At 62.8% G+C, this 14,852-nt stretch carries 15 protein-coding genes; 9 read left to right on the top strand and 6 right to left on the bottom strand.

From position 1 onward, the window contains the following. Positions 1-57: 57 nt before the first annotated feature. The 4 genes from HYE77_RS30525 to HYE77_RS30510 form a co-directional block, all read right to left on the bottom strand. The gene (locus HYE77_RS30525; protein ID WP_003208289.1) at positions 58-771 is read right to left on the bottom strand and encodes an SDR family NAD(P)-dependent oxidoreductase; all 714 of its coding nucleotides are present in this window, start codon (positions 769-771) and stop codon (positions 58-60) included. A gap of 13 nt (positions 772-784) precedes the next feature. Next, complete coding sequence (locus HYE77_RS30520; protein ID WP_177070335.1) at positions 785-2,068, bottom strand: NAD(P)/FAD-dependent oxidoreductase; 1,284 nt, start codon at positions 2,066-2,068, stop codon at positions 785-787. A gap of 111 nt (positions 2,069-2,179) precedes the next feature. Then, positions 2,180-3,106: a LysR family transcriptional regulator gene (locus tag HYE77_RS30515; protein ID WP_003208286.1), complete on the bottom strand. Its 927-nt coding sequence runs from the start codon at positions 3,104-3,106 to the stop codon at positions 2,180-2,182. A gap of 59 nt (positions 3,107-3,165) precedes the next feature. Further along, positions 3,166-4,371, bottom strand: coding sequence for a DUF1835 domain-containing protein (locus HYE77_RS30510; RefSeq protein ID WP_102369479.1), 1,206 nt, complete (start codon positions 4,369-4,371; stop codon positions 3,166-3,168). A 193-nt stretch (positions 4,372-4,564) separates the two neighbouring features. Between HYE77_RS30510 and HYE77_RS30505 the strand changes: the two genes are divergently transcribed. The 3 genes from HYE77_RS30505 (at position 4,565) to fetB (ending at position 6,712) form a co-directional block, all read left to right on the top strand. Beyond that, on the top strand, positions 4,565-5,029 hold the full coding sequence (locus HYE77_RS30505) for a metallophosphoesterase family protein (protein WP_102369478.1): 465 nt from the start codon (positions 4,565-4,567) through the stop codon (positions 5,027-5,029). Between the two features lie 214 nt (positions 5,030-5,243). Next, complete coding sequence (locus tag HYE77_RS30500; RefSeq protein WP_177070333.1) at positions 5,244-5,921, top strand: ATP-binding cassette domain-containing protein; 678 nt, start codon at positions 5,244-5,246, stop codon at positions 5,919-5,921. Continuing rightward, complete coding sequence (fetB, locus tag HYE77_RS30495) at positions 5,918-6,712, top strand: iron export ABC transporter permease subunit FetB (protein ID WP_177070331.1); 795 nt, start codon at positions 5,918-5,920, stop codon at positions 6,710-6,712. The genes HYE77_RS30500 and fetB overlap by 4 nt, the downstream gene beginning before the upstream one ends. 61 nt (positions 6,713-6,773) lie before the next feature. On the opposite strand, the gene HYE77_RS30490 is transcribed toward fetB, so the two are convergent. Both HYE77_RS30490 and HYE77_RS30485 read right to left on the bottom strand, forming a co-directional pair. Beyond that, complete coding sequence (locus HYE77_RS30490; protein WP_177070329.1) at positions 6,774-7,820, bottom strand: L-idonate 5-dehydrogenase; 1,047 nt, start codon at positions 7,818-7,820, stop codon at positions 6,774-6,776. A 13-nt stretch (positions 7,821-7,833) separates the two neighbouring features. Further along, positions 7,834-8,607: a glucose 1-dehydrogenase gene (locus HYE77_RS30485; RefSeq protein WP_087692542.1), complete on the bottom strand. Its 774-nt coding sequence runs from the start codon at positions 8,605-8,607 to the stop codon at positions 7,834-7,836. Between the two features lie 191 nt (positions 8,608-8,798). Between HYE77_RS30485 and HYE77_RS30480 the strand changes: the two genes are divergently transcribed. The 6 genes from HYE77_RS30480 to HYE77_RS30455 all read left to right on the top strand — a co-directional run bounded on the left by HYE77_RS30480 (position 8,799) and on the right by HYE77_RS30455 (position 14,842). Then, the gene (locus tag HYE77_RS30480) at positions 8,799-9,671 is read left to right on the top strand and encodes a LysR family transcriptional regulator (protein WP_003208273.1); all 873 of its coding nucleotides are present in this window, start codon (positions 8,799-8,801) and stop codon (positions 9,669-9,671) included. A gap of 125 nt (positions 9,672-9,796) precedes the next feature. Next, the gene (locus HYE77_RS30475; RefSeq protein WP_102605957.1) at positions 9,797-10,417 is read left to right on the top strand and encodes a glutathione S-transferase family protein; all 621 of its coding nucleotides are present in this window, start codon (positions 9,797-9,799) and stop codon (positions 10,415-10,417) included. A 166-nt stretch (positions 10,418-10,583) separates the two neighbouring features. Then, a complete protein-coding gene (locus HYE77_RS30470; RefSeq protein ID WP_003208270.1) occupies positions 10,584-11,501 on the top strand; it encodes a LysR family transcriptional regulator in 918 nt (305 codons plus the stop codon). Next, a complete protein-coding gene (locus tag HYE77_RS30465; protein WP_177070327.1) occupies positions 11,501-12,400 on the top strand; it encodes a LysR family transcriptional regulator in 900 nt (299 codons plus the stop codon). Before HYE77_RS30470 ends, HYE77_RS30465 begins: the two co-directional genes overlap by 1 nt. Positions 12,401-12,402: 2 nt before the next feature. Further along, on the top strand, positions 12,403-13,368 hold the full coding sequence (locus HYE77_RS30460; RefSeq protein ID WP_102605959.1) for a pyridoxamine 5'-phosphate oxidase family protein: 966 nt from the start codon (positions 12,403-12,405) through the stop codon (positions 13,366-13,368). A gap of 133 nt (positions 13,369-13,501) precedes the next feature. Continuing rightward, positions 13,502-14,842 (top strand): sorbosone dehydrogenase family protein, encoded by a 1,341-nt coding sequence (locus tag HYE77_RS30455; RefSeq protein ID WP_177070325.1) that lies wholly within the window; start codon positions 13,502-13,504, stop codon positions 14,840-14,842. Positions 14,843-14,852 lie beyond the last annotated feature (10 nt).

Raw genomic sequence — 14,852 nt, 5'->3', positions numbered from 1 at the left:
CAGTCAATAGGGAGTGGCAGGCCCACGTCTGATGCGCGGGGCCTGCGGAGGCTGGGGTCATCGCATATACACGCCCCCGGCGATGCACAATGATTCGCCTGTTATGTAGGAGGGTTTGGCGCTCAGTTGCCAGACCCAGTCGGCGATTTCTTCGACCCGCGCGGCGCGTTTCAAGGGGATCGATTCGATGGCGGCCTCGATGCGCCCGCCGGCACGGGTGCCTTCGGTGTCCACCCAGCCCGGGGCCAGTGCGTTGACCACAATATTGTCGCCGGCCAGTTCGATGGCCAGGGAGCGGGTCATCGACACCACAGCAGCCTTGGAGGCGCTGTAGAGCAACTGGTTTTTCGACACGGTGAACGCATCCACCGAGGCGAAGAACACGATAGCGCCTCCGCCGGCGGCTTTCAGGTGACGGGTGCCGATACGTGCGATGTTCAGTGAGCCCAGCACGTTGATGTCGAATATCTTGCGGTACAGCGCTTCGCTGAAGCTATCCAGGGATGACGTGGGAAAGATCCCCGCCGCATTCACTACGGCTCGCAGCGGTGCCTTGCCGTCCAGGGCGGCATCGAGGGTACGGGCCAGTGTGGCCTCCTGGGTGATGTCGCCGACCACTGGCGAAAACAAGGGGCTCGCCGGCTGTGTGCTGGGTGTTACGTCCACAGCGACGACGTGCCAGCCTTCGGCCTGAAAGCGCTGTGCGACGGCCTGGCCCATGCCCGAGGAAGTCCCGGTAACGATAACGCTGGAGTGCGGTGCAGTGTTCATAAGGGCTATCCGATCAGGCGTATTGAGGAAGAGGGGTGCCGGGTTGCAGAGCCAGTTCCAGCACATCCAGTTGGCGCTGGGTGTCCTGGTAGTTGCTCAGCCATTCGCGCTTGACGATATCGATGCGTGAGTCGGCCGGCTGCAACTGGGCAAACTTCGCCGCCAGGCTTTGCATGCCACGCTCGCGCAGGGTGAGAAAGCGCATCACTAGCCGGGTCTGCTCGCAATACACCGGCCATTGCGGGCCACGTGGGGCGCCCAGGCCGATGTAGAACAGGCCTTCCAGGTTGGTCGGCAAGGTCATCGCGGCGGTCCGCAGCGGAACACCGTCGCGCCATTGCAGCAGGCGTTCATCGAGGAACGGCAGGCGCGTGTTGAAACCGGTAGCCCAGACGATGGTGTCGTAATCGACCTGGCTGCCATCGGTGAACGTGACAGTCTTGTCCTGGATGCTCTCGATACCCGGTGCGACCTTGATTCGGCCGTGCTGGATCCAGTACAGCAGCAAGGTGTTGACCACCGGCGGTTGCGCATCCAGGTCGTAGGTATCCGGTGCCGGTAGCCCGGGGTAATTCTTGTGGGTGCCGACGCTGGCCATGATCAGCATGTTCATGAGCATGTTCTGCTGTTCTGGCGGCAATTGCCCCAGCAGCGGCAGCTCGCCCCGGGGCAGGCCGAACAGGGTCTTGGGCTGGAACAGCTGGCCGCGTCGGATCGCAATGGTGGTGTCCAGGCGAGCCTGGGCGGCATCCACTGCGAGGTCGCATCCGGAGTTGCCAAACCCCACCACCAGCACCTTGCCTTGCACCTGCTGCACGTTGCGGTATTCGCCGGAGTGAATCGACACGCCGGTGAACCCCTTGCTTACTTGCGGGATCTTGCAATCCCACAGGTGACCGTTGGCCACCAGCACGCCGCTGTAGTGTTTGTGGGTGCCGTCTGCCAGGGTCACCTGCCAGCCCGCTTCGCCGTTCTCGTCCAGGGGCTTCAGGCTGCGCACTTCGGTGTTGAAGGTGATCTTTTCGCGCAGGCCGAAGGTGTCGGTGTAGGCGTTCATGTACGCCTTGACCTGATCGCGGCTCGGGTACACCGGATAGTCAGCGGGCATCGGGAACCCGTCAAAGAAGGAACTGCTCTTGGGGGTGATCAGGTGCAAGGCATCGTAGTCGCTGTTCCAGTGACCGCCGATGTTCGCGGACTTTTCGAAGCAGTCCACCTCGAAACCGGCATCGGTCATGGTCTTCAGCGCCGCCAGCCCTGCGGCCCCGGCACCAATGATGCAGTAGTGATTGGACATGCTGGCTCCCCATTCAAGCGCCTGTTGTGGCGTCGGTGGCTGGAGTATCCCGCTCGGCAAGAGATGGATGAATGGGCTAAGTCATGTGTTTCCTATAGGTGATCCCTATGGCTAGAGCGTCTCCAGGTGCGCATACAGGTTCTGGATGCGGCTCAAGTGGCTGCGCATCAGGTTGATCAGCACCCGGGTGGGCGGCGAAATAGGCGTGTCGTGGCGATGGATAAAGCCGAATACCTCGAAGATCGCCGGGCTGATCGGCACCCAGCCCAAGCGATCATTGAAGCCCAGCTGATGCAGGATCGGGCGCGTGGCAATCACATCGCCGAGTCCGCGCGCAGCCAGCTCGAAGCCGGTGATCTGGTGCTCCACTTCGATGATCGGGTCCAGCACCTCGCCGCCCTTGGACGCCAATTGCCCCAACAACCGGCGAATCGGGTCGGCGGTGCGCCAGCGCGCCTCGGTGAGAATCAACGGTGCCACCGCCAGGTCGCTGATGGTTTTCGGGCCCTTGAGTCGCTCCGGGTCGGCACTGATATAGCCGACCTGGGCCGACCAGACCGGCTCGCTGACGGTCAGGTTCTGCTGCTTGATCGGCAGCATCACCAGCCCCGCTTCAATTTCGCCCTGGCTCACCAGCTCGGCGATTTCCGAGGAGTTGTAGCCGACGATCTTGATCCGCATATCCGGGTGCTGGGTGCGGAACTGCTCGATCAGGTCCGTGAGGAAATAGTGGTGGGCGGTGCCGAAGGTGCCAAAACTGGCCACGCCACCGGACAGTTCACGCACAGCCTGCACCGCTTCATAGCCCTGGCGTGCTGACGTCACCATGCCTTGTGCAAATGGCTGCAGGCGGCGTCCGGCTTCGGTGAGCATCAGTCGGCGATTGGTGCGGATGAACACGTGGGTACCCAGGTGCTCCTCCAGCCGCAGGATCTGCTCGGACAATGAGGGTTGGGAAATATGCAGGCTTTCCGCCGCCTTGGAGAACGTACCGTGCTCGATGGCGGCGAGAAAGTAGTTGAGCTGTTGTAAGGTCATCGCGCTGAACCGTTACCTGTTTGGCTCAACATGACACAGATCAAAGCTGTCGCGAAGAATCAATCACGCCACACGGGCATGCCATGTTCGTCAATTGTCCAGTGCGGGTGGCGCGGTCGCAGGCAGACGCCACCTACCCAGCGTTCTTCCGTTGCATGATCCGGCCAGTAGGCTGCGCCGTTCAGAACCTGGCGACCCAGCGCAGTCAGCGCCAACACCCGCTGTGGCCATGGCAACTGGGCCCCGGACTCGATCAACAGGGGATTCTCGCCATCGATCAACGGCCGCATCAGCGCATGAAACATCATGTCTCCCAGGTACGGCAGCGGTTCACGCTTGCCCATCAGCTCGGCGAACACCCGGCCAAACGGCACCGGCCCGGCTTCATCCACGTATTGCAGGGACAGGCGCTCGGTCAGGGACAAACCGTCCTGCACACCTGGTAACTCCTGCAACTGTCGGCGCAATGCCGGGGCCAGGAAGGGCAGGGAGGTGGAGCTACTCCGGGCCAGTTCCGCCAGCTTGATCGGCGAGCTGGCGCAATACGCCAGCCAGGCCTGTCGCGCCAGTTGCAGCATGTCCTCGTCGACCTGTCGGCGCTGCGGCCACAGCCACGCCAATACTTCAGGCGCCAGTTGGCCGATGCCGATAAAACGCTGCACGCCGGGGATACGATCGACTTCGATCAACTCCAGTTTTTCAGGCAGATGCTCAAGCCCAGCCAGCGCGCGAATCAGGAACAATTGATCGTACGCATCCGCCTCACACCACAACACGCTGTGGCCGGCGCTGCCCAGTTGTTCAAGATGGTGATATTCGTCCGCATGCCGGCGCGCCACTTCGGCCTCATCCATGGCAAACACCTGGCTGATATAGCGGCTGCGAACGGCCTGGTATTGCTCGGCAGGCAGGTCCTGCACCGGGCCCATGCACAATGGGTCAATCAGCATCCGGAAGCGGCCCTTGAACCCCGCCACGCCCAGGCTGTGGGCGATATCGTTGCCGCAGCGCCAGTGAGTGGTGCGGGCTTCATCGCTGGCGTCGAAACCTGGATGGCGGGCGGCAAAATCCACCGCATCGACGTGGGCCTTGAGCTTGGGCCAGCTGGGAAAACCGAGTTCCTTGGCGATCGACCATTGGGCATCGGATAAGGTCGGGGTTGCGGCGGCATCGGCGCTTTTCAGGCGCTGCAAAAGTTCCTTGGCGCGCTTGCGTTGCTGCTCAAGGTTGATACGGCCGTTAGTGGACGAGAATGATTGCGACATACGATCTCCTTGTACAAACCTTGTCCGCTTTAAGGTTGGGAGTCGTAGAAATGTGATATTCAGTCAAGGTCTTGGGCGCAGCCCTTTCCGCGGATGGTGGCGTAGATGGCGCCAGGCGGGAAATATAGGCAGTGCAATGATTGATTGCAAGCCGCCCGGTGGATCGCGCCGGGGTTTTGCACAGGAGACGTTCATGAAAGTTGGTGTGATTTCCGATACCCACGGCTTGCTCCGTGCCGAGGCCCTGGCGGCCCTGGAAGGGTGCGAGCAGATTGTTCACGCCGGGGACATCGGTAGCCCGGAGATCCTTGAGTTGCTGGCCTCGATTGCGCCATTGCATGTGGTGCGCGGCAATAACGACCTCGACGCCGCGTGGGCAGAGCATTTGGCTGACCGGCTGGATTTTGACTTGAACGGCTGGCGGGCGTTGCTGGTGCATGACATTGCCGAGGTGCCGAAGGAGCTTGATCCGGGCATCCGGCTGGTGATCACTGGCCACTCTCACAAACCATTGATCGAGTGGCACGGCGAGCGGCTGTTTCTCAACCCTGGCAGTGCAGGGCGGCGACGTTTCAAGTTGCCGGTGACCCTGGCGTTGCTTGAGGTGCGCGAGAAATCCATCAAGCCGCGCCTGGTGTCGCTGGAGCCCAAGCGCTGAAGAACGCTGAGGCGAGGGAGCTTGCTGTGGTGAGGGAGCTTGCTCCCGCTGGGCTGCGCAGCAGCCCCAAGAAATTAACGGTGTTTTTTCAGGTGTATCGCAGTGGCTTTATTGGGGCCGCTTCGCAGCCCAGCGGGAGCAAGCTCCCTCGCCACGGGGGACGTGCCCTGTCTTACCATTTGCGTCTGAATCAGGAACAAGGATCATCAACGCCATGAGCGTATTAGTCGAAACCCGGGCGCTCACGCGGATGGACGAGCGCCGCCAGCTGCAACTGCTGCAGCCCACGAACTTCCAGCTGCACCGCGCCGACCGCCTATCCATCACCGGTTCATCCGGCTCCGGCAAAAGTGTATTCCTTCGGGCACTCGCCTTGCTCGACGCGCCCACCTCAGGGGATATCCTCTGGAACGGGCAGGTCATCGCCAACGCGCAAGTCCCGCAGTATCGCAGCCGCATCAGCTACCTCTCCCAACGCCCGGCGCTGATCGAAGGCACGGTGGAAGACAACTTGCGTTTCCCCTACAGCCTCAAGGCCTTGCATCACCTGAGTTTCGACCCGCAGGCGGTCAAGGCGCTGCTGGCCCACGCGGGCAAGGAGTCGGGCTTTCTGGCAAAAAATGCCGGGGATTTATCCGGTGGTGAGTCCCAGGTGGTGTCACTGATCCGTACCCTGCAACTCAATCCCGATGTGCTGTTGCTGGACGAACCTACCGCCGCTCTCGACCCGGCATCGTCCGGGGAGGTCGAGGCGTTGATCAGTGCCTGGGCCGAAGCGGATAGCGCTCACGCCTATATCTGGGTGTCCCACGACCTTGAGCAGGCGCAACGCATGAGCACCACACATTTGCATATGGACGCCGGCGTGCTGACGGGGGCCGTGCAGCCATGAATTATCACGACCTCACGGCACTGGACATGGCCATCGCCTCCTCGCTGATCCTGATCAACGGTGCGCTGTCGCTGTTGTTGCGGCTGGGGCTGGAGCGTCAGCTGTTCTGGGCGGCTGTGCGCACGGTGGTGCAGTTGTTGGCGATCGGTTACCTGCTGGGCTGGGTCTTTGAATTTGCCTACTGGTATGTGGTGCTGCCGCTGATGTGCCTGATGACTCTGATCGCCGGGCTCTCGGCTGCCGGGCGAGGGAAGCGGACCTATGCGGGGCAGCGGGCCGACAGTATTGTGTCGGTGTGGGGCAGTTCCTGGTTGGTGACGGCTGTTGGCCTGTTCGCGATTATCCGGATTCACCCGTGGTACGAGCCGCAGTATGCGATTCCGATCCTTGGGATGATTCTGGGTAATACGCTTACCGGGGTGTCTCTGGGGATTGAGCGTATGACTCAGGAGCTGACCTCCGGTCGCAATACCATCGAGATGATTCTGGCCCTCGGTGGTTCACGCTGGGAGGCGGCGCAGGATGCGATTCGCCAGGCTGTGCGGGCCGGGATGATTCCGACGCTGAACCAGATGACGGTGGTGGGGATTGTGAGCTTGCCGGGGATGATGACTGGCCAGGTGCTGGCCGGGGAAAGTCCGGTGGACGCGGTGCGTTATCAGATTGTGATTATGTTTTTGATCGCTGCGTCGTCGGCGTTGGGCACGGTAGGTGCGGTGTTGCTGACCTACCGTCGACTGTTTTCAGCCAGCCATCGTTTCCTGCGGTTCAGGCTCGAAGAGCGGGTGTAGCGCAGGCGCTATCGGATCCCCAAAATGCACCGCAACCCTGTGGGAGCTGTCGAGATCCGGTTCAATCACCCACACCAAAATCCAGCAACACCTTCATCGCCTGGCTCTTGTCCGCCGCCAGTTCAAACGCCTGCACCGCCTCGCTGAACGGCACGGTGTGGGAGATCACCGGACGCACATCAATCACCTGGCGATTGAGCAAATCCACCGCCTGGGCAAACTCCGAATGGAAGCGGAAGGTGCCCCGCAAGTCGATCTCCCTGCTCACCAGCATATTCAACGGCAGCGAGACCTCGCCACCCAGACCGACCGTCACCAGCACGCTGCGCGGGGTCATGCACTCCAGGCCGTTGCGCAGGGCCTGGACGCTGCCGGAGACTTCGAACATCACGTCGAAGTAGCCTTTTTCGGCGGTATACCGCTTCAACGCGTCGGCGTCTTCCGCCAGGTTATGAGTACGGCTGGCGCCCATTTTTTCGGCGCAGGCCAAGGGCCCGGCAGCCAGGTCCACCGCAACAATTTCCCTCGCGCCCGCTGCCCGCAGGCTGCCGATCAACAGGTTGCCGATGGGCCCGCACCCGGTGACCAATACCCGTTTGCCGAACACCACCCCGGCACGCTGGATGGCATGCAAACCCACAGACAACGGTTCAGCCATTGCACCCTCGGCAAGGCTCACATGATCGGCCAACGGGTGCGCCTGGTGCGTTTCGATCACCAGGCTTTGTTGAAACGCACCCTGCACGTGAGGGAAGGGCATCGCGCTGCCGTAGAAACGCATGTTCAGGCAATGGTTCGGCAGCCCTTGATGGCAATAACGGCAACCCCCGCAAGGCCGCGACGGCGAGACCGACAAGCGTTGGCCAATCTTGAACGGCCCGTCTTCACGGCCCACCGCCTCGATCACCGCCGACACTTCGTGGCCGAGCACCATCGGCTCGCGCAACCGCACGGTGCCGAAGCCGCCGTGCTGGTAGTAATGCAGGTCCGAGCCGCAGATCCCGCCTCGGGCAATGCGCACCCGCAGTTGGTCGGGCGTCAGTGCCTGGGGTTCGGTTTGCGGTTCTACCCGCAGGTCTTTCGAGGCATGGCAGACAATCGCGTGCATGAAATTCTCCAGGTTACAGCGAGGCGGTGATGCCACCGTCCACGTACAGGATATGACCGTTGACGAAACTTGCCGCGTCGCTGGCAAGGAATACCGCAGCGCCCGCCAGTTCGGCGACGTCACCCCAGCGCCGGCTCGGTGTGCGCTGCACCAGCCAGTCGCTGAATTCGGGGTTGGCCACCAGGTTGGCGTTCAGTTCGGTCTTGAAATAGCCGGGGCCGATGCCATTGACCGTCAGCCCGTGGGGGCCCCAGTCGATGGCCATGCCTTTGGTGAGCATTTTCAGCGCGCCTTTGCTGGCGGCATACGGGGCGATGCCCGGGCGCCCCAGTTCGCTTTGCACCGAGCAGATATTGATGATGCGCCCCCGCTTGCGTGGGATCATCGCCCGGGCCACGGCCTGGCCGACCAGGAAGGCGCTGTCCAGGTTGGTGCTCATCAACTCGCGCCAGTGGGTTTCGCTGTAGTCCTCCAGCGGCCCGCGACGTTGCATGCCCGCGTTGTTGACGAGGATGTCCAGCGGGCCCAGGCGCTCTTCGATCTCCGCCACGGCGGCCAACACCGCCGCGCCGTCGGTGACATCGAACGCCTGGGTGTGCACCTCCAGGCCTTCCGCCGCCAGCAACGCGGCACTGTCACGCAAGGTGCTGCGGTTGCGCCCGTTGAGCACTACCCGTGCGCCAGCCTGGGCCAGGCCACGGGCGATGGCCAGGCCGATGCCGGCGCTGGAGCCGGTGATCAAGGCCAGGCGGCCATCGAGGCGGAAACTGTCTAAAACACGCTGCATGGGGCGATCTCCGAAGACTGAGACAGGTGATCAACACTATCAATCCGAGTGCGGGGCGCCGCTCTCATTGTTATACGTCAAACCCTGTCATATCGTGCATCACGGGCTTTACTTCAGCGCAGCCCGGGCCCGGCGTCCAATTTTCATTTGTGATGGGGTGATCAATAATCGTGATAACCGGAGCCAACCTGATGGAACTCAAGCACCTGCGCGCCTTTGTCGTGCTCGCCCAGGAACTGCATTTCGGCCGGGCGGCCGCGCAGTTGTCGATCGTGCAACCGGCGCTGAGCATGCAGATCAAACTGCTCGAAAGCGGCCTGGGCGTGCGCCTGCTCGACCGCAACCGGCACTCGGTCACACTGACGGAAGCCGGGCGGGTGTTTCTGCCGGAAGCCCTCGCCACCCTGCACCAGGCTGCCCGCGCCGCCGATGCCGCCCGGGCTTCGAACCGCGGGGAGATCGGCCGGGTGCGCCTGGGATTTGTCTCGTCGGTATTGCCGCAATTGCTGCCCGGGTTGATTCGTGCGGTGCACCAGCGCTACCCGCGAATTGAACTGGAGCTCAAGGACATGCCCGGCCCGGATCAGGCGGCTGCGTTGAAAAACGGCCAGCTGGATTTCGGCCTGATGCGTTTGCCGGCGGCCTATCCCGGCGTGCAGACCCTTGAGGTGTTGCAGGAAAGCTTCGTGGTCGCCTTGCCCGGCGAGCATCCGTTGGCGACCCAGGAAACCATTCAGCCGACGGACTTGCTCAAGGTGCCGGTGTTCATCCTGGCCCGGCGTTATGCACCGGGTTTCTACGATGAATTCGTGCAGGCGATGGGCGTGCCGCTGGAGATCGCCTCCGAACTCGGCGAGTTCACCACCATGCTGGCGCTGGTCTCGGCCGGGCTGGGTGTGGGTGTGTTGCCGCTGCAGGCGGCCCGGGCGCTGCCGGCCAATTGCGTGTCCAGGCACCTGGCGTTGGGGGCGTTCCGGGCCAGGACCGGCCTGGCGTGGACCGAGCTCGACAGCCCGGTGAAAACCACACTGTTCAACCTGATCGACGAGTTGTTTGGCGATTGATTGTTTCATCCGGTGAAATGCTGGATTGTAAAAACTGGCTATTCTGCTGCGTGCCGTAGCGGTGGAACATAAGCGTCATCGACCCGATCACCGGGTCGAGTCCCTGGCACATCGCGGAGCCCGTCATGATCAAACTGTACCGTTACCCCTTGTCTGGCCATTCCCACCGGGTTGAGTTGATGCTGTCGCTGCTGGGCGTGCCCGCTGAGCGGGTGCACGTCGATCTGAAGCAAGGCGCGCACAAAACCCCTGAGTTCCTGGCCACCCTCAACAGCTTCGGCCAGGTGCCGGTGATCGATGATAACGGTGTGGTGCTGGCGGACTCCAACGCGATCCTGGTGTACCTCGCCGGCCAATATGGCACCGCCCAGTGGCTGCCCACCGAGCCTTTGGCCCAGGCCCGTGTGCAGCGTTGGCTCTCGGCTGCGGCAGGGCCGCTGCACACCGGGCCGGCTGCGGCGCGATTGATCACTGTGTTCGGTGCCGCGCTGGATGCCGAGGCGACCATCAGCCGCTCCCACGCATTCCTCAAAGTGGTAGAGCACCAGTTGGAGCAGAGCCGTTTTCTCACCGGTGACCTGCCGACAATTGCCGATATCGCGCACTACACCTACATCGCCCATGCGCCGGAGGGGAATGTCGCGCTGGACGACTATCCGCAGGTTCGCGCCTGGCTGGACAGCATCGAGGCGCTGCCGGGGTTTGTGGGTATGCAACGCACCGCTGTGGGCCTGGCGAAGGTTTGAAGATTTTGTGGCGAGGGAGCTTGCTCCCGCTGGACCGGGTTGGCGCGCCATTGCGCAGCGCTCCCAGGATTTTGGGGCCGCTACGCAGCCCGGCGGGAGCAAGCTCCCTCGCCACAACCGCTCCCAAGCCACTGGTTTGGTGGACCACATTCGATTAAGGGGACCCATGGACCGTTTCCAGGAAATGCAGATTTTCCTCGCCGTCGCCGAAGAACAGGGCTTTGCCGCGGCGGCCCGGCGCCTGAACATCTCGCCCCCCAGCGTGACCCGCGCGATTGCCGCGATGGAGGCGCGTATTGGCACCCAGTTGCTTTCGCGCACCACCCGCAGCCTGCACCTGAGCGAGGCCGGCCAGCGTTACCTCGACGATTGCCGGCGTATCCTCGCGGAGTTGACTGAGGCCGAAGAAGCGGCAGCAGGCAGCTTCTCGATCCCGTGGGGGCACCTGACGGTCACCGCGCCGGTGTTGTTCGGCGAGTTGTTCGTCGCGCCAATCCTGGGGGAGTACCTGGACCTGTTTGCCCAGGTCAGCATCAACGCCTTGCTGGTGGACCGTGTGGTCAACATGACCGATGAAGGCGTCGATGTGGCCGTGCGCATCGGGCATTTGCAGGAACCCGGCCAGCAGGCGATCAAGGTCGGCGAGGTGCGTCGCGTAGTGTGCGCGGCGCCGGCTTACCTTGAGCGGCACCGGCCACTGCACCCCGGGCAACTGCGTGAGGCGAAGATTGTCACGTCGTCTTCCAGCCAGTTGGTCAGCGAATGGCAGTTCAGGGAAGGCGGCCAGCCGTTGAGCGTGGCCGTTGAGCCGCGCCTGGTAGTCACCGCCAACAACGCGGCGATCAACCTCGCGCGGCTGGGCTGGGGCGTCACACGAGTGTTGTCTTATCAGGTGGCCAGCGATGTGCGTGCAGGCGCACTGGAAATCATCCTGCAAGACTTCGAACCGCCGGCCTTGCCGATCCATGTGGTGTTCCAGAACAACGCCCGGGTACCGGCGAAGGTCAACACGTTCGTGGATTTTCTGGTCAGCCGGCTGGGGCAGGATGCTGCGCTCAACCCATCGATGCAGCGGCCGGCCTGATGGACCGCTATCGCGACATGCAGATCTTCCAGGCGCTGTCCCGGCAGCCGAGCCTGGCCGCGGCAGCCCGCTGCCTGGGCATCTCGGGGCCCACTGTGATCCGCGCGATTGACCGGCTGGAGACGCGCTTGCGGGTGCCATTGGTACAGCGCAGCACCCGGGGCATTCGCCTCACCGAAGCCGGGGCGACGTTCATGGCCGACTGTTCGCGGATCCTTGACGGCGTGAGCGCCGCCGAAGCGTCTGCCCAAGGCTCGCATGCGCAGGCCGAGGGAAACCTGCGGGTGTTTTTTCCGTTGCTGTTCAGCCGTTATGTGATGGCGCCGCTGTTGGCCGGCTACCTGGAGCGCTATCCCGGAGTCCGCCTGTTTGCCCATTACCACGATCATTATCCGAACCTGAATGAAGACGGCCTGGACGTGGCAGTCCTGGTGGGGGAACTGCCCGGTTCATCCCTGATTGCCCGGCCCGTGGGCCATGTGCGCAACATCGTCTGCGCCAGCCCCGGCTATCTGCAAAGCCATGGCGAACCGGTGCAACCGGAGGCGCTCAAGGAGCATCGGCTGGTCGCCAGCCAGGCGTATTCGAATTGGGTGCAGTGGGATTTCCAGGGCGCCAGCATCAAGGCCCGGGCGCGTCTCGGTTGCACCACGGTGCAGGGCGCGATCAATGCGGCGGTGCAGGGCGCAGGGTTGATCCGGTGCTTGAGCTACCCGGTGCACGAGCACCTGGCGAGCGGGCAACTGTGTCGAGTATTGCAGGCCCATGAACCGCCGCCGCTGCCGGTGCATGTGGTCTACCGCGAAGGGCGCAACGCTTCGATGCGGGTGCGCAGTTTTGTCGATTTCAGCGTGGCGGCATTGCGTGAACATCCGGCGTTTCATTCACCGAGGGCTTGATCATGAATCACCAGGACGCGTCCCCCGTTTCGCCATGGCATGCCGGCGAGCGGCAGTTGCAGCAAAGTGCCGGCGTGGCCGAGCGCATGGAGGTGATCGGCGCGAAGGTGATACGGGATCACTTGCCGGAGCAGCATCGGGCTTTTTATGAGTTGTTGCCCTATCTGGTGGTGGGGGCCGTGGATGAGCAGGGGCTGCCCTGGGCCACGCTGCTGGAGGGCACGCCGGGGTTTGCGTATTCGCCGGACCCCTACAGCTTGCGTATCGACAGCCTGCCTGCGGAGAGTGACCCCGCCGGGAGCGGGCTGAAACAAGGCGCGTCGGTCGGGCTGTTGGGCATTGACCTGAATACGCGGCGGCGTAATCGCATGAACGGGGTTATTGGGGCTGCCGGCGTCGACGGATTTACCGTGGCGGTGGTGCACACGTTTGGAAATTGCCCGAAGTACATCCAGTTGCGTGCGGTGGATCCGGGGGCCCGGGGGCAGCGCGCTGCGGGAGGTATTGTGCGGCGCGCGAACTCGCTCGATGACGCTGACCGGGCGCTGATTCGCAGCGCTGATACGTTTTTCGTCGCCAGCTATGTGGACCTGGAAGGAGATGCGGCCAAGCGTTCGGTGGACGTTTCACACCGAGGCGGCAACAGTGGGTTTGTGCGGTTGGAGGGAGAGGTGCTGACGATTCCCGATTTTACCGGCAACTCGTTTTTCAACACCTTGGGCAATGTGCAGGTCAACCCGGTTGCGGGCTTGCTGTTTGTGGATTTTGCTACGGGTGATGTGTTGCAGGTGGCCGGGCGGGCCGAGGTGATTCTTGAAGGAGATGAAGTGGCCACGTTCGAGGGGGCTGAGCGGTTGTGGAAGGTGACCGTGGAACACGTGGTCCGAAGGGATGCGGCGCTGGCGCTGCGTTGGCAGTTCGAGGGGTTTTCTCCCTACAGCCTGGCGTTGGGGCCTTGGAAAGCCTGAGAGTGCTGCCGAGCCACTCGTGCGACTGAGTTAAAACTCAATTGCGCGGTAGGCGGTGTTTGGTGTCGGGGAATGACGCGATACTCCGTCGGGTTTTTGCCTGCCCAATAAAGGGCTGTCCCGAGGTTTCCCAATGAATGCACCAAGCCGCCTTGCGCTGCTGATCACCGCCACGGCTGCCCTCAGCGCCTGTGGCGATTCCTCCAAACTGCCGTTTCAGGCCGGTGTGGGGCCAAGCCCGCAACTGCCCGAACCCACTGCATCACTGATCCCGACACTCAAGGTTTCCAAGGCTGTCGGCTGGCCCGGTAATGCCCAGCCAATGGCGCCCGATGGGTTCACGGTAACGGCGTTGGCCGCGGACCTTGACCATCCGCGCTGGGTGTACACCTTGCCCAATGGCGACGTGCTGGTAGCCGAGAGTAACCATCCGCCCATGCCTGAAGGTGCCACGGACGGCGGCACGGGTTTGCTCGCCTGGGCGCGTCGTACCGCGATGGGGTTTGTGATGGGGCGGGTCGGTGCCGATACGCCGAGCGCCGACCGGATCACGCTGCTGCGGGACGCCGACGGTGATGGGCGTGCCGAGGTGAAGAGTGAGTTTCTCGGTGGGCTGACGTCGCCGTTTGGCATGGCGTTGGTGGGGGATGAGTTGTATATCGGCAATGCCGATGCGGTGGTCAAGGTGCCTTATGTTCGGGGCCAGACTCACATCGATGCCGTGCCGGTGAAGGTCACTGATCTGCCGGCCGGGATCAATCATCACTGGACCAAAAACGTCCTGGCCAATCCTGAGGGTACCAAGCTTTATGTGACCGTCGGGTCCAACAGCAATGTGGGTGAGAACGGGCTTGACGCCGAGGAAGGGCGTGCTGCGATCTGGGAGTTGGATCTTGCCAGTGGGCAGAAGCGTCTGTTCGCCAGTGGGTTGCGCAATCCCAATGGGCTGGCGTGGAAACCCGGCTCTACGCAGTTGTGGACGGTGGTCAACGAGCGCGACGAGATCGGCAGCGATCTGGTGCCGGATTACCTGACGTCGGTGCGGGACGGCGCGTTCTACGGTTGGCCGTGGAGTTATTACGGGGCTCACGTTGACAGCCGGGTGCAGCCGCCGCGTCCGGACAAGGTCGCCCAGGCGATTGCACCGGACTACGCGCTGGGGACTCACGTTGCGCCGTTGGGCCTGACTTTTTCCGATGCGCGGGGGATGCCAGCGGTGTTTGCCGATGGGGTGTTTGTGGGGGAGCATGGATCCTGGAACCGTAATCCGCAGGCGGGGTACAAGGTGGTGTTTATTCCGTTCCGGGACGGAAAGCCGTCGGGTGTGCCTGTTGATTTCCTGACTGGGTTTTTAAATGGTGATGGAGAGGCTCAGGGGCGTCCGGTGGGTGTAGCGTTGGACGGGCAGGGCGCGTTGCTGGTGGCGGATGATGTGGGGAACAAGGTGTGGCGGGTGGCACGGGTAAGGCCTTAGGGTTTTGCTC

The sequence above is a fragment of the Pseudomonas sp. IPO3774 genome (assembly GCF_013386835.1).
In the GTDB taxonomy this organism is placed as follows: Bacteria; Pseudomonadota; Gammaproteobacteria; order Pseudomonadales; family Pseudomonadaceae; genus Aquipseudomonas.
Note: the sequence above shows the minus strand (reverse complement) of the source record. Positions and strands in the feature narration are given on the sequence as shown.